The sequence below is a fragment of the Rhabdobacter roseus genome (genome assembly GCF_014202275.1).
Taxonomy (GTDB): domain Bacteria; phylum Bacteroidota; class Bacteroidia; order Cytophagales; family Spirosomataceae; genus Rhabdobacter; species Rhabdobacter roseus.
Genome location: NZ_JACHGF010000001.1, coordinates 135281 through 152650, shown reverse-complemented (window position 1 = coordinate 152650; position 17370 = coordinate 135281). Strand labels below are relative to the sequence as shown.

The 17370-nt window shown below is 53.1% G+C and carries 14 protein-coding genes; 3 read left to right on the top strand and 11 right to left on the bottom strand.

Features of this window, described 5'->3' with window-relative positions; genetic code table 11:
• The first annotated feature begins 11 nt into the window (after positions 1–11).
• Positions 12–1367 (top strand): adenylosuccinate lyase, encoded by a 1356-nt coding sequence (gene purB, locus HNQ92_RS00640; protein WP_184169423.1) that lies wholly within the window; start codon positions 12–14, stop codon positions 1365–1367.
• 24 nt (positions 1368–1391) lie between these two features.
• Here purB and proC read toward each other — a convergent pair whose 3' ends face one another.
• The 11 genes from proC to HNQ92_RS00585 form a co-directional block, all read right to left on the bottom strand.
• Positions 1392–2195 carry a pyrroline-5-carboxylate reductase gene (gene proC / locus HNQ92_RS00635; protein ID WP_184169421.1) on the bottom strand — a complete coding sequence of 268 codons (804 nt, stop codon included), beginning with the start codon at positions 2193–2195 and terminating at the stop codon, positions 1392–1394.
• Between the two features lie 179 nt (positions 2196–2374).
• Positions 2375–3508: a TlpA disulfide reductase family protein gene (locus tag HNQ92_RS00630; protein ID WP_184169419.1), complete on the bottom strand. Its 1134-nt coding sequence runs from the start codon at positions 3506–3508 to the stop codon at positions 2375–2377.
• Between the two features lie 26 nt (positions 3509–3534).
• Complete coding sequence (gene gatB, locus HNQ92_RS00625) at positions 3535–5028, bottom strand: Asp-tRNA(Asn)/Glu-tRNA(Gln) amidotransferase subunit GatB (protein WP_184169417.1); 1494 nt, start codon at positions 5026–5028, stop codon at positions 3535–3537.
• A gap of 55 nt (positions 5029–5083) precedes the next feature.
• Positions 5084–6877: a hypothetical protein gene (locus HNQ92_RS00620; RefSeq protein WP_184169415.1), complete on the bottom strand. Its 1794-nt coding sequence runs from the start codon at positions 6875–6877 to the stop codon at positions 5084–5086.
• 83 nt (positions 6878–6960) lie between these two features.
• The gene (locus HNQ92_RS00615) at positions 6961–8355 is read right to left on the bottom strand and encodes an NAD(P)(+) transhydrogenase (Re/Si-specific) subunit beta (RefSeq protein WP_184169413.1); all 1395 of its coding nucleotides are present in this window, start codon (positions 8353–8355) and stop codon (positions 6961–6963) included.
• A 53-nt stretch (positions 8356–8408) separates the two neighbouring features.
• Positions 8409–8693 (bottom strand): NAD(P) transhydrogenase subunit alpha part 2, encoded by a 285-nt coding sequence (locus HNQ92_RS00610; RefSeq protein WP_184169411.1) that lies wholly within the window; start codon positions 8691–8693, stop codon positions 8409–8411.
• Between the two features lie 27 nt (positions 8694–8720).
• Entirely contained in the window at positions 8721–9860 is a 1140-nt protein-coding gene (locus HNQ92_RS00605; protein ID WP_184169409.1) for a Re/Si-specific NAD(P)(+) transhydrogenase subunit alpha, read from the bottom strand.
• A gap of 154 nt (positions 9861–10014) precedes the next feature.
• On the bottom strand, positions 10015–10869 hold the full coding sequence (locus HNQ92_RS00600) for a phytoene/squalene synthase family protein (RefSeq protein WP_184169407.1): 855 nt from the start codon (positions 10867–10869) through the stop codon (positions 10015–10017).
• A gap of 96 nt (positions 10870–10965) precedes the next feature.
• Complete coding sequence (locus tag HNQ92_RS00595) at positions 10966–12459, bottom strand: phytoene desaturase family protein (protein WP_184169405.1); 1494 nt, start codon at positions 12457–12459, stop codon at positions 10966–10968.
• A 198-nt stretch (positions 12460–12657) separates the two neighbouring features.
• The gene (locus HNQ92_RS00590; RefSeq protein ID WP_184169403.1) at positions 12658–13170 is read right to left on the bottom strand and encodes an RNA polymerase sigma factor; all 513 of its coding nucleotides are present in this window, start codon (positions 13168–13170) and stop codon (positions 12658–12660) included.
• Positions 13171–13456: 286 nt separating this feature from the next.
• Positions 13457–14335, bottom strand: coding sequence for a Rossmann-fold NAD(P)-binding domain-containing protein (locus tag HNQ92_RS00585; RefSeq protein WP_184169401.1), 879 nt, complete (start codon positions 14333–14335; stop codon positions 13457–13459).
• Between the two features lie 144 nt (positions 14336–14479).
• On the opposite strand from HNQ92_RS00585, the gene HNQ92_RS00580 reads away from it, so the two are divergent.
• On the top strand, positions 14480–15481 hold the full coding sequence (locus tag HNQ92_RS00580; RefSeq protein ID WP_460885345.1) for a gliding motility protein GldB-related protein: 1002 nt from the start codon (positions 14480–14482) through the stop codon (positions 15479–15481).
• Positions 15482–15539: 58 nt separating this feature from the next.
• Positions 15540–17366, top strand: coding sequence for an ABC transporter ATP-binding protein (locus HNQ92_RS00575; RefSeq protein ID WP_184169396.1), 1827 nt, complete (start codon positions 15540–15542; stop codon positions 17364–17366).
• Positions 17367–17370: the final 4 nt, after the last annotated feature.

The following is a 17370-nucleotide window of genomic DNA, read 5'->3' as shown; positions in this document are numbered from 1 at the left end:
ATTTGTAACTGATGCTTTTAAATCAACTAACGGCTATCTCTCCGGTAGACGGACGCTACCACAAGCAAGTCGCCCAGCTCTCTTCCTACTTTTCAGAATACGCGCTGATTCGTTACCGCGTATGGGTGGAGATTGAGTACTTTATTGCGCTTTGCGAATTGCCCCTTCCTCAGCTTACCGACTTCGATAAATCATATTATCCCCAACTTCGCGAGCTCTACGAGACCTTCAGTGAGAAGGATGCCAACCACATAAAAGAAATTGAGAAAGAGACCAACCACGACGTAAAGGCCGTGGAGTACTTTCTCAAAGAGAAATTCGAAACCCTGGGTATTGCTTCTTTTCAGGAGTTTATTCACTTTGGACTTACCTCGCAGGATATTAACAACACCGCCATTCCACTCTCGCTGAAAGATGCCCTGGAGCGCGAGATCAAGCCGTTGTTCCGGCAGGTACTTTTCGTTTTGAAGCGGATGTCGATCGAGTGGCGTAATGTACCCATGCTGGCTTTCACACACGGACAGCCCGCCTCGCCTACCCGCGTGGGCAAGGAGTTTCTGGTGTTTGTGGAGCGGATGGAGCGGCAGTTTGAGCTGCTGGACTGCGTCCCCTACTCGGCGAAGTTTGGCGGCGCTACGGGCAACTTCAACGCCCACCACGTAGCCTACCCCGACATAGACTGGATGGCCTTCGGCCACCGCTTTGTGGAGAGTCTGGGGCTGAAACGCAGCCGCCATACGACCCAGATCGAGCACTACGACAACCTGGCGGCTACCTTTGACAGCCTCAAGCGGCTCAACACCATCCTGGTGGACCTGAATCGCGACATGTGGACGTACATTTCGATGAACTACTTCAAGCAAAAGATCAAAGCCGGAGAAGTAGGCTCGTCGGCCATGCCGCATAAGGTAAATCCCATTGACTTCGAAAATTCAGAAGGCAACCTAGGTATTGCCAACGCGTTGTTTGACCACTTTTCGGCCAAACTACCCATTTCGCGCCTCCAACGGGACTTGACGGACTCCACCGTACTACGCAACATGGGCGTGCCCATTGCCCACCAGGTGATTGCGCTGAACTCGCTCCTGAAAGGAATGGGCAAGCTCGAACTGAACGAGCAGGTACTTAAAGCGGATCTGGAAGAAAACTGGGCGGTGGTATCCGAAGCCATCCAGACTATTCTGCGGCGCGAGGGGTACCCCAAACCCTACGAAGCCCTCAAGGCACTGACCCGCACCAACGAGCGAATTACGCACGAGTCCATCACGCGCTTCATCGAAACCCTGGACGTGTCGGAGGCCATCCGGGAGGAGCTCCGGCAGATTACGCCCTTCAACTACCTCGGACTAGTAGAAGAAAACCGCTAAAGTACCCCAAGTACCCACGCAGGCTTATGACTTGGATAGTTCCGTGGCCCGCTTCCGGGCCGCGTGGATACCCTGCGCCAGCGTCAGCCCCAAGGTACCTTCCTCAAAGTGCTGGAGGGCCGCCTCGGTGGTACCTCCCTTGGAAGCCACCGCCTTGATGAGCTCGTCCAAAGACTTGTCGGCGTTGTTGATCAGGTGGTAGCTGCCTAGCATGGTTTGCTTCACGAGCAGCGTAGCCACTGACTCTTCGAAGCCCATCTGCTTGCCGGCTTCCACCATGGCTTTCACCAGATAGAAAAAGTAGGCCGGTCCGCTGCCGCTCAGGGCCGTTACGGCGTCGAGCTGGGCTTCGTCTTCCAGGAACACGGAGCGTCCGGTGGCGTTGATCAAATTCTCAATTTTGCGCAGCTGCTGGATGTCCACCTCCGGCGAGGCGGCGTAGGCCGTAATACCCATCCCCAGCATGGCAGGCGTGTTGGGCATGGCCCGGATCACCCGCTGGTGCTGTAAGGTACTTTGGATGGTTTTCATCGGAATACCCGCCATGATGGACAAGATCACCTGCGTGGGCTGTACTACCCGGGCCAGGGCCGTACCCACGGCCGCAAAATCCTGGGGCTTAACGGACAGAATCACGAGGTCGTACTCCCCGATCTGGGGGCCGATGAGGCCCGTAAGTACCCCCGGCTGGAAGCTCTGTAAACTTTCCTGACGCTCGGTACTTTTTTCTACCAGCAGGAAATCTTCTTTTTTTACCAGATCAAATTTCAGGAAGGCACGGGCAAAAGCCATTCCCATGTTTCCGCAACCTACAATGGCAATCTTCATGAAGTAAGGAGGAATGAATACGAAAAAAATACGGGACAGGTACTTTGCCACACCAGCGATGGGTGTAGCAAAGTACCCGGCGCAAGATACAAAAGCGTCGCTTTCCGTACGCACAAAAAAAAGTACGGCCCCGCTTATGAGCCGTACTTTTTTCGCTATTCGTGCTACGAGGGGTACTTTTATTTACCAATGAGCTCTTCCAACTTGCTTTCCAGCGAAGGCCCCCGGAGGTTTTTAGCAATCACTTTGCCGTCTTTGTCGATCAGGTAAGTAGCCGGAATGGCGTTAACGCCGTAGTTCTGCGCCACTTCCGAGTTCCATTTTTTGAGCTCCGAGCCGTGTACCCAGGTGAGGCCATCTTTTTTGATCGCCGCGACCCAGGCGTCCTTGCTGTTGTCCAGCGACACGCCAAAGATCGAGAAACCTTTGTCTTTGTACTTGTTATACATTTTCACCACGTTGGGGTTTTCCAAGCGGCAGGGCCCGCACCAGGACGCCCAGAAGTCGATGAGGACATACTTTCCGCGGAGTGAAGACAGCGAAACGGTACTTCCCTCGGGGGTATCCAGGGTAAAGTCCGGGGCTTCGTCGCCCACGGCCACGCCCCGCACCCGCTTGATGTACCCCAGGTAAGCCTGAGCCATTTTGGTGTTAATTTTTTCCTGCTCGAAACGCTTGGCCACGGCCTCCATCTCGGCAAAATCGCGCTCGGGATTCAAGAGGTTGTTGGCCGCAAAAAGGGCGACCATGGAAGTACCCATTTCCGGGATCATGGCTTTGATTTTCGTCACGTGTTCCAGCTCGGCCTGCCGAAAGGCCTCCTGAATCGCCTGCATTTTTTTGGTGTCTTTTTTCTCGTTAGCCTGCGCGTAGCTTTCGGTCCACTGGTTCACCTTCTCAACCATCGCCTGGTTCAGATCCAGCAGCTTGCCGTAGTACTCCACGTTTTTGGAGCCCGTCACGGTGGTTTTCCCCGCGGCACCCTTGGAGTCTTTGTCGAAGCCATCGGCTACTACGTTCAATTGCTCACCCCCTTCCACCAGCAGCACTATTTTTTGCCGTTCGGCTACGTTGAGCAAGTAAAAATTCCCGCCGTCTTTCTCGGTAGACTTTATGCTAAAAGTACCATCGGCGGCCAGCGTGGTGGAGTCGACGGTAACGGGCGGATTGGTGGAGAGCTGCAGGTAAACTTTTTCACCCGCGCTGCCATTTTTTATTTTACCCTGCACCGTAAATTCACGGGGCGCGGTGGTTTGGGCTCCGGCCTGAGCGGCCCACAAGCCCATCGTTAATAGAAAAAGTACCTTCTTCATAGTTGATTATCAATACTATTTTTTGTTCAAAGCTTTTTTTGGAGCAATTGGTTCACCAGCTGGGGGTCGGCCGTGCCGCCCGATTTCTTCATCACCTCCCCCACAAAAAGACCCATCAGTCCTTTTTTTCCTTTTTGGAAAGCCGCTACTTTGTCGGGCATGGCGCTAAGTACCTCTTCTACCAACGTTTCCAGCTCGCTGGTATTGCGATTCTGGAGCCAGTTATTCGCCTCGGCGAGCTCGCGCGGCGAACGCCCCGGCTCCGCCAGCAGGGCCGGAAAGGCCTTTTGGGTAGCCGTGGATATACTGAGGGTACCGTCTTCCACGAGCTCAATGAGCTGCGCCAGCACCGGGGGCGTGACGGGCAGCGTACCTATGTCATGCCCCGTTTCGTTCAGGTACGATTTAATGGTACCCATCAGCCAGTTCGAGGCCGACTTATAATGCTGGGTATGCGCGCATACCTCCTCAAAGTAGATGGCTACCTCTTTCGTCTCCGTCAGCACCACGGCGTCGTAGGCGGGTATGCCGTAGCTGGTAGTAAATTTCTCGCGCAGCTCGTGCGGCAGGGCGGGCATCCGGCTTTTTATTTCGTCCAGCCAGGCGTCTGAAAGTACCACCGGGCATAGGTCCGGGTCGGGAAAATAGCGGTAGTCGTTCATGGTTTCTTTCACCCTCATGCCGTAAGTCTGGCCCGTTTCGGCGTCGAACATGCGGGTTTCCTGCGTTATGGTCCCGCCGTTTTCCAGCAAGGCCACCTGGCGTCGCCACTCGTACTCCACGGCCCGCATGATGTTCCGGATGGAGTTCATATTCTTCACCTCCACCTTGGTGCCGTAGGCCAAAGTACCCACCGGCCGTACCGACACGTTCACGTCGCAGCGCAGCGAGCCTTCCTCCATGTTCCCGTCGCAGATGTCGAGGTACCTGACCAGCCGCCGGATTTCGGTCACGTAGGTACCTGTTTCCTCGGCCGAGCGCAGGTCCGGCTCCGACACCATCTCGATCAGCGGCGTACCGGCCCGGTTGTAGTCTAGCAGGGTTTCGGTGTCGCTACCGTCGTGCACGGACTTGCCGGCGTCTTCTTCCAGGTGAATGTGGTGAAAGCGAATCAGCCGCTCGGTGGAGGTACCTTCGTTTCCTTTGGTGGCTACCGCAATGCCACCGCCCACGCAGATGGGCGCTTTATCCTGCGAAATCTGGTAGCCCTTGGGGAGGTCAGGGTAGAAGTAGTTCTTGCGGTCGAAGATGGTATGGCGGCTAATGGTACTTCCACAGGCCAGGCCCATCCGGACGGCGTACTCGAGCGCTTTTTTGTTGAGCTTGGGCAAGGTACCCGGTAGCGCCAGCGTCAATGGACTGACGTTGGTATTGGGCTCGGTTCCAAAGCGGTTGACGTCGGCCGCAAAAAGCTTGGACTCCGTCAGGAGCTGGCAGTGTACTTCCAGCCCAATGACCGTCTCGTAGCGATCAAGGAGCTCTTTACCGATGGTTTGGGCCGAAAGGGTTGATGTGGTCATGCTGGATCAAGTAGAAAATACCTTGGCAAAGATACGGTTATCAGAAAAAAATGCACTACTGCAACGCGTTGTCTGCTCGTTTCCGGGCGGCGTCGCGCGCCAGGAAAGTACCTGACAAATGATGTTTGTTGGAAGCGGAAATGCTGACGAGCTGGTCGCTATACTCCAGGACGGGAGTATTTTTATCCATCCGTAGCAGCCCGATCCGGTAGGTACTGCTGGGCAGATTGCCCTGGTAGATCCGGGCCGTGAATACCTCCGAATAAGCATTTTCGCCGCGCAAAAAAGCCCGGTAGCCGAAGTTGCGCTCCCACTCGGGTGCCACCAGGTAGGTGCGGTGGTTGGTGGTATCGCTGAGCAAAACAAACAACTCGTTGGGGTACTTGGCCAGCGGCTGGCCCTGGGCGTCGAGGCTGATCGTCAGGATGTCGATGCCACCGTAGACCTCCAGCTTTTCTGCGCCAATCGCAAACCGGTAGTTTGTCGGGGCCGAAGCAGGATTATTCAGCTGATTTTCTACGGCTCCAAAGAGCGTGGGGGGGTACTTGTAGATACCGTCATCGTACGCCGCTTTGTACTCCTCCCAGCCTTGCTGATTGAAGGGGTGGATCTTGCCTTGAACGGTGTAGTTATTTTGCAGGTTATAAGCGTCTGCTTCCAGGGAGTTTTTCCACCAGGACACGTGGGGCGTAAAGTACCAGTACATAAATACGCTAAAAAAAACGGAGAGCGGCAAAGCCACGAACAGGCCGCGCAGCTGGGCTTTTTTGTTCAAAAGTACCCATGCTATGCCGTAGGCAACGGCCAGGCCCCAGATGGAGTAAAGCATGTAGCGGTCTACAATGTTGTAGCGGGTACCTTGTCCGCGGGATAAGGCCACGCCCACGGAAGTAATCAAAATAGCCCCTCCGGTGGCGATGAGGGCAATTTGTCCGCGCCACTCGGTCGAAAACCCTTTTTTGACCCAGGCTCGCTGGTACTCAAGGAGCATTTTGCCCAGGAGCCAAAGCGAACCGCCCCCAATCAGTACAAACAGTAGGACGCCCGCCCCGATGGTGTCGTTGGAATTAAGCCGGAACGGGTACGCGTAGCTTCCCAAAAAGCTAAAGAACCGGTAAACGGCCAGGCCATAATCGGTATAAAAATTGGTATGCGGAACGGTACTCGTAGAACCCGCCGCCACCTGGGGTAGTAGTTTATAAAGTACCAAAGCATTGGCGACCAACGCAACAGCCCAGGCGGTGGCTTCGCGGCGGCGGCGCATAAAAAGCAAAATGGGAAGCCCAATGAGGAAGACGTACATGCCGTTGCCGTTGGTGTAGGGGAGCAGCAGCCCCGCCAGCAGGGCCAGGGCGAAGTTGGGCTTGCCGCCCACGCACAGGCAAAGAAACATAAGCGCCGTCAGAAACGAAGAAAATACGTACTGGAGGGTACTTAGCGCAAAAAAGATATTCTGGTGCACGCTGGGTTGAAGCAGGAAAAACGCCAGTGGTACCGTGGCGAGCAGCGACACCCCCGCTACCCGAAGCGTCCGTACCATCACCAGGAGCAGCCCCACGTACGACAGCGCGCCGATCAGCATCATGGTTTGGGGGTGGTAGGTACCCTGCACGAGGTACCCTAGCCAAGTGATCCCGAAGGGTACCGCTAACCGGTGGCCGTTAAAATTCTGAAACAGCTGAGGGAGAAGCTCCGAGGGGTTCTTCTGGATTTCGTGCAGGATGGTGATGTTCCGGAAATCATCAAAAAAAGGAACATCCGCCACGTATTTTGCTACATACAGTAGAAAATACCCGACGGATGCTATCAGCAGCAACCAGGCCGCTACCTGATCATATTTTACCTTCATAGAGCCAAAAAAGCCAATCTTAATACGCGTTGACCCGGCAAAGGTAAGGATTTATGGCTGAGGCTACCGAATGATTTTATACTTTACATTTCCTTCAACTCACTCACCATTTTTGTGAGCGTTGATTTAGCGTCGCCGAAGAGCATCAGGCAGTTTTCGTAGCCAAAGAGTTCGTTTTCGATCCCGGCGTAGCCCGCGGCCATGGAGCGCTTGCTCACAATCACCGTGCGGGCCTTATCGGCGTTCAGGATGGGCATGCCGTAAATTGGGCTGGCCGGGTTGGTGCGGGCCGCCGGATTCACAACGTCATTGGCCCCCACCACCAGTACCACATCCGTATTGGCAAAGTCGTCGTTGATTAGCTCCATCTCGATGAGTTTGTCATAGGGCACATTGGACTCCGCCAGGAGCACGTTCATGTGGCCGGGCATCCGCCCCGCTACGGGGTGAATGGCAAAGCGAACGTTGACGCCCTTTTTCTCCAGGATATCCATCATTTCGCGCACGACGTGCTGTGCCTGCGCCACGGCCATGCCGTAGCCGGGCACTACGATCACCGACGAAGCCGAGTCGAAGATCATGGCCGCTTCTTCCACGCCTACTTCTTTGATCACCATTTCGCTTCCCGCCGGGCCCGCCGGACCGCCGCCGGAGGTAGCGCCAAAGCCTCCCAGTAGTACGCTCACCAGTGAGCGGTTCATGGCCTTGCACATGATCTGGGTCAGGATGATCCCCGACGCCCCTACCAGCGCTCCGGTTACGATGAGTACGCTGTTATTGAGTACAAAGCCTGTGGTACAGGCGGCCATGCCGGAGTAGGAGTTGAGCAGGGAAATTACCACAGGCATATCGGCCCCGCCGATCGGGATCACGACCAGGATACCCAGCACCAGCGCAATGGCGGCCAGCACGAGCATGGCGGTCACCGAACCGGTTTCCAGTACTACCACCGCTCCGCAGGCAATGATCGCCAGCAAAAGAATGAGGTTAAAAAGGTGTTGTCCTTTGAAAACAATGGCTTGTCCGCTTACTTTACCGCTGAGCTTTCCGTAGGCGGTCAGGGAGCCCGTGAACGTCACGCCCCCAATCAGTACACTGAGCAGAATGCTCACGATGGTCACGATCTCCGTGGTTTGTTCGGGTTGCTCAACGGCGCGGGTCCAATAGTCAGAGAGAGCCACAAAGAGGGAAGCCGCTCCTCCGAAGCCGTTAAAAATAGCCACCATTTCGGGCATTTGGGTCATCTCTACTTTGCGCGACCAGTAGATGCCAATGGCACCGCCAAGTACTACGCAGATCAGGATCTCGGGGAGCGTGAGCAGCTGGACCTGCACCAGCGTGGCCAGTACCGCCAGTAACATGGCCACGGCCGAAAACGTGTTGCCTTGCCGGGCTTCCTGGGTACGGTTGAGTTTCTTGATCCCGACAATGAATAGAATCGCGGAAGCCAGGTAGGTAAGTTGTATCAGTATATTCATGTTTTTTGAAAAACAGAGGAGTCAGGTAAAAGAGAAAGTCGATCAGCCCGTACTCAGGCCTTCTTTTTTTTGAACATTTGCAGCATCCGGTCCGTCACGGCGTAGCCACCTACTACGTTGATGGTAGCCAGAACCAGCGCGATCATGCCCAGGTACTTGCTGGCTTCGCCTTCGCGCACGCAGAGGATGGCCCCCACAATGGTGATTCCCGAAATGGCATTGGACGCCGACATCAGGGGCGTGTGCAGCGTGGGGGGTACTTTGGAGATCAGCTCAAAGCCCACGTAGCTGGCCAGCACCAGAATGTAGAGCAGAAAGATAAAGTTTTCGATCGTCATGATTTCTATCGTTTACGGCTAGGCGCGTTAGGCTTTATTTTTAGACAAGATTTCTTTGGTAAAGGCATGAACCAGCTCTCCCTGGTAGGTGATCAGGCTCCCTTTGGTCACCTCTTCCTCCATTTCCCAGCGGAAGCCATCTTTACCGGCCAGGTGCAGAAGCAAGGTAGAAATGTTACGGGCGTACAGCTCGCTGGCATTTACCGGCAGGAGCGAAGGCAGGTTTGATTCACCCACGATCGTGACGCCGTGCTTCACCACGGTTTTATTGAACTCACTCAGCTCGCAGTTTCCGCCCGACTCCACGGCCATATCCACGATCACGGAGCCGGTCTTCATGCTTTTTACCATTTCTTCCGTAATGAGCACGGGGGCTTTTTTACCAATGACCAGGGCCGTTGTAATGGCCAGGTCTGCCTCTTTGATCCGCTCCTTGATAAGCTCCTGCTGTTTTTGCAAGTACTCTGCCGATACTTCCCGTGCGTAGCCGCCTTCGGTCTTTACGCCCTCGGCGCCTTCTACCTGTACAAAGCGCCCACCCAATGACTCCACCTGCTCCTTCGTTTCGGGCCGGACATCCGTGGCCTCCACGACTGCACCCAGCCGCTTGGCCGTAGCAATAGCCTGCAAGCCTGCCACCCCGGCTCCAAACACCAGCACTCGCGCGGGCGTAATGGTACCGGCGGCGGTCATCATGAGCGGGAATATTTTACCGAGCTCGTTGGCACCCAGCAGTACCGCCTTGTAGCCCGCCAGGTTAGCCTGCGAGCTAAGTGCATCCATTTTCTGGGCTCGGGAAATGCGCGGTACGGCATCCATCGCGAAGGAAGCGATCTTTTTCTGGTTCAGCGCTTCTACTACCGCCGGGATGGTATACGCGTAGAGGTACGATAGCAGCACAGTACCTTCTTTCATCAGGGCTACTTCGGCGGGTTCGGGGGCATTGACCCGCAACACCACGTCTGCTTCCTGGTAGGCTTCGGCTGCGCTGGGTGCAATCGACGCCCCGGCGCGCAGGTAGGATTCATCGGAAAAATAGGAGGCTTCGCCAGCCCCTGTTTCGATCAGGCAGCTAAAACCGGCTTTGTGCAGCGATTTGACCACATCGGGCGTAATGGCCACACGCCTTTCCAGCGCTTTGGTCTCTTTGGGTACTACGATTTTCAAGGTCTTTTCGAGTAGGATTTGGGTGAAAAAAGACAGCAGCTACGGGAGGGGACTTTCCTTATCTACCTTGGCGGTAAACAGTTAGGATTCATTCCATTCCGTAAACTTTACTCTTTAAAGACTGCGAAAGTACGTATCTAATGATACATATGCTTCAGAAGAACCCGGCCAGGAGGCCATTAAATCGGAATTTTACGTAAGTCTGTGCCAAAAGTGCCAGTTTTTTTCTGTCAGGTACCCGAATGCGCTCTTCCTGAACGCGAGCCGCCGGGAGGCGTTTTATTTTGCTAAAAAGTGTGTAGTAGTACACGTAGGCCAGATACACCCCCTGACGGGCGCTGGCAGGTAGTTGAAGAATGGCTTGGTGAGCGGCGTCGAAATCGGCCTGAATATCTTTTTCTATTTTTATTTTAGAGTCGGGGTCAAAAGCCGTAAAGTCTACCCCGGGAAAATACACCCGCCCCCGCTCTTGGAAATCACTCTTGAGGTCGCGCAGGAAATTAACCTTTTGAAAAGCCGCACCCAATCGGCGGGCGCCGTCGCAGAGGCGATCGTACATGGCCGTGTCGCCTTCGCAAAAAACCCGAAGACACATAAGCCCCACTACCTCCGCTGAGCCGTAAATGTACTCCTCGTATTCATCCGTGCTTTCGTAGGTCTGCTGGTATAGGTCCATCTCCATGCTGCGCAGAAAGGCTTCGATGAGCTCATGCTCGATGCCGTACTCATTAACGACCCACTGAAAGGAATGCAACACCGGGTTGAGGCTGATGCCTTCGTCGATGGCCTGGTAGGCATCCGATCGGAAACGGTCCAACAAACTTTTTTTGTCAAAGTCATGAAAGGTATCGACAATTTCGTCGGCAAAACGCACAAAGCCATAGATCGCGTAGATCGGAAAATGAAATTTCCGATTTAGCGTACGGATTCCGAGCGTAAAGGATGTACTGTACTTTTCCGTAACAATCTTACTGCATTCGAGTGCGGTTTGCTTATACAATCCCAGCATGAGATTCGATTTTGGGCCTTTTTTGTAAATTACATGAATATAACCAGGAACTCCTAGTATTGTTGAAGCAATTTCCACATTTCGCTAAACAATATTTTATTTAGGATATTCCTTGGCCAGCTCACGCGCTACCACTAGCCCCGAAATAAGGGACGGTGGCACACCGGGCCCAGGTACCGTAAGCTGGCCGGTGTAGTACAGATTTTTCACTTTTTTGCTTTTAAGGCTGGGTTTCAAAATAGCCGTTTGCCGGAGGGTATTGGCCAGGCCGTAGGCATTGCCCCGAAACGCGTTATAGTCCTGGATGAAATCCCGGTGGGCGTAGGTGCGTTTAAAAACGACGTGGGGACGGATGGGTTCGCCTACGTAGGCCTCGAGCCGCTCCATAATGAGGTTATAGTATTTTTCTCGCACCGTTTCGGTGTCGTCCGTCAGGCCGGGTGCCACCGGAATGAGCAAAAACAGGTTTTCACTACCTTCGGGCGCTACGGAAGGATCGGTTTTGGAAGGTGCCGACACATAGAACAGCGGCTTGGAAGGCCAGCGGGGCGTTTCGTAGATTTCCTGGGCGTGGATGGCAAAATCTTCGTCGAAAAATAAATTATGGTGCAGCAGCCGGGGTAGGCGTTTGTTTACGCCCAGGTAGTAGAGCAGCGACGAAGGTGCCATGGTACGCTTATCCCAGTACGCCTGGTCGTAATTTTGGTACGCGGGATCCAGGAGCTGGCTATCGACGTGGTGGTAGTCGGCACCGGCCACCACTACCTGGGCTTCAAAAATTCCGGCCTCCGTCACCACCCGGCGCGCCAAGCCATTTTCTACCTCTATATTCAGTACATTCTGGTTCAAAAGTACCTTCACGCCCTTTTCTTCCGCCAGCGCCACCATCCCCCGCACAATCTCGTGCATCCCTCCCAGGGGGTACCAGGTCCCTTTGGTCATTTCGGCGTAGTTCATGAGGCTATACATAGCGGGCGTATTGGCGGGCGTGGCCCCTAAAAAAAGAATGGGAAACTCGACCAGCTGCAGCAGCCGCGAATCCTTAAAAAACTTACGTACGTGGGAGGAAAAAGGTTTAAATACATCCAGCCGAGCTACGTCGTACAGTAACTTTAAACTTATGAATTCAGAAAGTTTGCGGCTCGGCTTCCATACAAAGTCGTGGATACCTACCTGGTACTTATAGGCCGCTTGCCGCAGGAATTCATCCAACCGGGCGCCGCTACCGGCCTCCATCGACTCAAATAGGCTTTTTAGCCCCGGCAAATCGGCGGGCAAATCCACGCTCTCGGCGGCGTTGAAAATGACTTTGTAAGAAGGGTCCAGTCGGACCAGGTCGTAGTAGTCAGCGGGTTGCTTCCCGAACTGCGCAAAGTACTTTTCGAAGACATCGGGCATCCAGTACCAGCTAGGGCCCATGTCAAAGGTAAAGCCCTCAGCTTCAAACACGCGCGCTCGGCCACCGGCCTGGCTGTTTTTTTCCAGTAGCGTTACATCATAACCCCAATGGGCCAGCTGAGTAGCAGCAGAAAGGCCGGCAAATCCGGCACCAATTACGATAACTCTGTTAGGGGGGGGGGCGGTATCCATTCGGCAATAAACTCGTATTTTTTGTAATTTAAAAGCAAAAAAAAAGTTAGACAGAGTTCTATCTAACTTTTTCCAAACCTTCCTCTTTTAACCAAAAATCATATTAATGGTACTTTCAACCTCAGGGCTGATTAGTTTCTTCTTTGAATTGTATAGTAGATTCCGTGGAACGCCAGGTAGCCGTTCTCTCGTATCTGGTTAATCCAGGTGCGAGTACATCCTTAGTTTACTTTTCAGTTCCTTACGGGCTATGTGAATGCGATTCTTTACCGTACCGATCGGAATATCCAGCTTGGCGGCTATCTCGTGGTACTTAAAGCCCCGGAAATGCATCATGAAAGGTACCTGGTAAGCCTTATCTAAAGCTTTAATAGCTCCGTTGATATCTTCCATCGCAAAGCTGGAATAGGCCCCGTTGTCGGTGGTACTTTCCATCGAATTGATGTAGTGCAGGTTATCGGTAGTATCAATGAAGGTGTTCTTGCGCACCATCCGCTGGTAGTTCGTAATGAAGGTATTCTTCATGATCGTATACAACCAAGCTTTGAGGTTAGTACCGTCGGTGTACTTCTCGCGGTTGGTGAAAGCTTTCAGAAGGGTGTCTTGCAACAAATCGTTGGCATCTTCTGAGTCGCGGGTTAAGCGCATAGCAAACGGCTTCAGGGACTTCGATACCTGATGGATGTTATATGTGAACTCAATCGCTGTCATAAAGTATGAATTTATTTTTGTTGAACCAAAGATACGTAAATCTTAAACAAAAGTGCAAATATTATTTGTGTAATTTTTAATGGCAAAAGATAAACAAAGTTCTAGGTATTACTTCCTGCTTCCGTCGGCCCCTTCTGAGTTTCTGCGCACTAATTACCTCTAAACTCCTATTTTTACCCCCACTCTCTTCTCCTCTTCCCGCTATGCTGCCCCGCCCTCGTAAAATCTCTCTCTTCAAAACTGTCTAAACTTTATTTAACTTTAATTCCACAGTTAATTATTAAAATCATGCCTTGGGTTCGGTTACAGATTGCGCCTGAGTATAATAGAAGTGCAGGGGGTTCGGAAACCGGAATGAAAAATCATAGCTGGAGCAAACTTTATCCCCCACCACAATCTTGAAGCTTTCATTAGGGGCTGTTGGCAGAAAAGTGGGGCTTTCCCAGCCAAATTGTGCACAGGATGCTTCGTAGACTTCCCGACGCGTTGGATGGAAAGGGGCTACTACGTTAAAGGTACTGTCTGTCACTTCATTATCTTCCAGAATCCTGGCTATGAGCGCAATAACGTCATCCCGGTGTACATAGTTGACGGGCACTGAACCCGTTGTCAGGTTTTTTTGCCCTTTAACGTACTTCCCCGGAATGCGATCGTACCCCATCAGCCCCCCGCAGCGCAGTATGGTCACGTGGCGATCAGCCCGAAGCGAAGCCATCTGCTGCTCGGCCTTTACTAAAGCTGGTGAAGCCGACTCATCAGGCTGACGGACGTCCTCCTCCGTAACCAGGCGGTTGAGCGCGGGGTACACCGAGGTAGAGCTAAGGTAAATTATGTTCTTGATCGGAGATTTTTCTACGAGCCTAACGATATGCTCAAGCTGCTGAGGATGAAACTCCTCACCTTGTTTCGAAAGGCGGGGCGGAATATCTACAACTAAGCTTTCGCTCTCAAAAAAGGCCTCTACGTGCTCTCCTTGCGGGGAAGGAGTAAAAGAAAGGTGGTGGGGATCAATGCCGCGGCTAGCCAACAAAGCTAATTTTTCAGGAGTCGTCGTACTACCTTTTACGGAGAACCCAGCCGGATGAGCCAGAAGATGCTCCGCCAGCGGAAGGCCTAACCACCCGCAACCAAGTATACTTACTGTCTTGCCTGAAATATCCTTCATAGGTATTTATTCTAGTTTAGAATGCGTTACCCCTACTGGGTAGTTTTAGGGTTGGCCCTTTTCCCTCGGAATGAAAGGCCTTTTACTGCAACTTTTTATTTACTTTTGCGTGTTTTATTACCGTGTTTTCTGACTTCTGCGAGAATGTACTTTACTCGATTACTGCTTCTGGGGAGCTTGCTCAGCGGAATACTGGCCTGTGGAACTTCCGATCGCCACCCTGATGTAAGCCACGTTCAAGTAGTTTTAACCGTCGAACGCCTCGAAAATGAACTCTTCGCCTGTGAGTCTGTAGAAGCGGTTCGGGAGTTTCTTATGAAATATCCGTACCTCTCCCACCACTACTTTACCGATTTTCCGGCAGCCGATACGCTTCTCGCCACTCAACTATACACTAATTTACGTAATAATGAGCTGCGGGGTTTCAAGCAGAAACTCGATTCCTTGTTTAGTACCAATTCCAACGATCCGGCGCAGGAGCTACGGGAGGCTTTTAGGTACCTGACCTACTACTATCCCGATTTTACGCCTCCGCGCGTAGCCACGATTGTCACGGGTTTTTTGGGCAATGATCTCTATATATCCGATAGTTTGATCGTCATTGGCCTCGACTACTTCGGCGGGCCGCAGGCAAGGTACCGTCCTCAGGTATATGACTACCAGCTGCACCGCTACCAGCCTGCGGCGCTGGTACCCGCCATTTTGTTTTTTTTATCGGATAAATACAATCGGATCGATCCCGCTGATCGTACGCTGCTGGCCGATATGATCGGGTACGGCAAAGCCTTCGAATTTGTGAAACACATGGCCCCGCAAACGCCCGACAGCCTGCTGCTGGGCTTTTCGGAAAGAGACTTGAGCCGTGCTTACAACAGTCAGACGCAGCTGTGGGCCTTTTTAGTAGAAAATAAACTGCTCTATGAAAGCAGTGAATTAAAAAAACAAAAGTACGTGGGTGAACGCCCCTTTACGTCCGAGATGGGCCCCGAAGTACCCGGCGGCATTGGCCGCTGGATCGGCTGGCGCATCGTGAGTAAGTACCTGGCCGAGCACCCGGAAGTAAGCCTTCCGGAGCTGATGAAGATGGCCAACGCCCGGCAGCTTTTGCAGGAGTCGGGCTACAAAGGGCAGCTGGACGAAGAGTAAACAAAGACAGGATATTTTAGAATAAACCCAAATACGAGCTACGTACCGAATCATTATTATGGCAAAAAGACGCTTTGGCAGAGGAGCTAGTGACGATAACGAAGAATCGCCCCTGGCGGTAAAAAAAATAAGCTGGGAAGGCCTGAAAAAGACATTACAGCTTTTTCGGTATACGCTTCCCTATAAGTGGTATTTCATCGCGGGGTTTGTATTCCTGGTACTTTCTACGGGTACTTCGCTGGCATTTCCCAAGCTGGTCGGTAGTATCATTGAAGTCATTGAGGGAAAATCGCCCTACACCATCAATCAGATCACGGGCTTCCTGATCGTGGTGCTGGTTTTTCAGTCGATCTTCTCCTTCTTCCGTATCTACCTCTTCTCGCGGGTGAGCGAATGGGCCATGGCCGACGTCCGGCGCGAAGTGTACGGTAAGATCATCACGTTGCCCATTACGTTTCTGGAACAACGCCGCGTGGGTGAGCTCACCAGCCGGATCACCTCCGACGTTACGCAGCTCCAGGATGTGCTATCGTTCACCATCGCCGAGTTCTTTCGGCAGATCGCCACTTTGGTGGTAGGTATTGTGCTTATTTCCCTCACGTCTTGGAAACTCACGGCTTTCATGCTGGCTACTTTTCCGGTCATGGTGGTGGCTGCTATGTTTTTTGGCCGCTACATTCGTCGCCTTTCCAAGAAAGCGCAGGACGAACTGGCCGCCGCCAACGTCATTGCCGAAGAAACGCTGCAGTCGGTGAATGTGGTAAAAGCCTTTACCAACGAGCGCCTGGAAGTAAGGCGGTACCAAAGCGCCCTGGACCGGGTAGTCCAAAACGCCCTCAAAGCGGCTACCTTCCGCGGGGGCTTTGTTTCCTTCATCATCTTTGCGCTCTTTGGGGGTATTGTGGGGGTGATCTGGTACGGGGCCAATCTGGTGCAAACCGGCGAGATGACCATTGCCGACCTCTTCACCTTTGTACTTTATACGACCTTCATTGGCGGGGCCATGGGCGGCCTGGGTGACATGTACGCCCAAATCAACAAGACCGTCGGGGCATCGGAGCGACTGCTGGAAATCATGGGCGAAACGACGGAAGTAGACCTCAAAGAAGAGGTACTTGAAATCACGCCCGTTGTAGGCCATATCAGCTACGACGACGTGCAGTTTTCGTACCCGTCGCGGCCGGATGTACCCGTGCTGAAAGGAATCTCGTTTGACGTAAGCGCGGGAGAAAAAATTGCCCTGGTAGGGTATAGTGGCGCGGGTAAGTCTACGCTCATTCAGCTGCTCATGCGTTTTTACGAGCCACAGGCGGGCCAGATCCGGATCGACGGCAAGGTACTTACCGACTTTCAGCTCACCCAGCTACGCAACAACATCGCCGTGGTACCGCAAGAGGTTATGCTGTTTGGGGGTACGATCTACGAGAACATCGCCTATGGTAAGCCCAACGCCACCGAGGCCGAAGTGCGGGAGGCTGCCCGCAAAGCCAACGCGCTTTCCTTTATTGAATCCTTTCCCGAAGATTTTCAGACGGTAGTCGGCGAGCGCGGCGTGAAGCTTTCGGGCGGGCAGCGGCAGCGTATTGCCATTGCCCGGGCCATTCTGAAAGACCCCAAGATCCTGATCCTGGACGAAGCCACCAGCTCGCTGGATGCAGAATCGGAGAAACAAGTACAGGCCGCCCTCGACGAGCTCATGAAAAACCGCACGACGATCGTGATCGCCCACCGCCTGGCGACCATTCGGAAGGTAGACACCATCTACGTGATCCGCGAGGGGCAAATCGTCGAGTCAGGTTCACATAACGAACTATCTTTACTCAGCGGAGGGCTCTACGCCAGCCTCATCAAGTTACAATTTGAAGCGGCCGAGGTACCGTCGTAATCGT

Coding starts and splice junctions, on each gene's coding strand:
- HNQ92_RS00600 (WP_184169407.1), bottom strand. CDS start 10,869: ATGCTGGGATTGTATAAGCAAACCGCACTCGAATGCAGTAAGATTGTT.
- HNQ92_RS00620 (WP_184169415.1), bottom strand. CDS start 6,877: ATGAAGGTAAAATATGATCAGGTAGCGGCCTGGTTGCTGCTGATAGCA.
- HNQ92_RS00590 (WP_184169403.1), bottom strand. CDS start 13,170: ATGACAGCGATTGAGTTCACATATAACATCCATCAGGTATCGAAGTCC.
- proC (WP_184169421.1), bottom strand. CDS start 2,195: ATGAAGATTGCCATTGTAGGTTGCGGAAACATGGGAATGGCTTTTGCC.
- HNQ92_RS00630 (WP_184169419.1), bottom strand. CDS start 3,508: ATGAAGAAGGTACTTTTTCTATTAACGATGGGCTTGTGGGCCGCTCAG.
- HNQ92_RS00595 (WP_184169405.1), bottom strand. CDS start 12,459: ATGGATACCGCCCCCCCCCCTAACAGAGTTATCGTAATTGGTGCCGGA.
- purB (WP_184169423.1), top strand. CDS start 12: ATGCTTTTAAATCAACTAACGGCTATCTCTCCGGTAGACGGACGCTAC.
- HNQ92_RS00580 (WP_460885345.1), top strand. CDS start 14,480: ATGTACTTTACTCGATTACTGCTTCTGGGGAGCTTGCTCAGCGGAATA.
- HNQ92_RS00585 (WP_184169401.1), bottom strand. CDS start 14,335: ATGAAGGATATTTCAGGCAAGACAGTAAGTATACTTGGTTGCGGGTGG.
- HNQ92_RS00610 (WP_184169411.1), bottom strand. CDS start 8,693: ATGACGATCGAAAACTTTATCTTTCTGCTCTACATTCTGGTGCTGGCC.
- HNQ92_RS00615 (WP_184169413.1), bottom strand. CDS start 8,355: ATGAATATACTGATACAACTTACCTACCTGGCTTCCGCGATTCTATTC.
- gatB (WP_184169417.1), bottom strand. CDS start 5,028: ATGACCACATCAACCCTTTCGGCCCAAACCATCGGTAAAGAGCTCCTT.
- HNQ92_RS00575 (WP_184169396.1), top strand. CDS start 15,540: ATGGCAAAAAGACGCTTTGGCAGAGGAGCTAGTGACGATAACGAAGAA.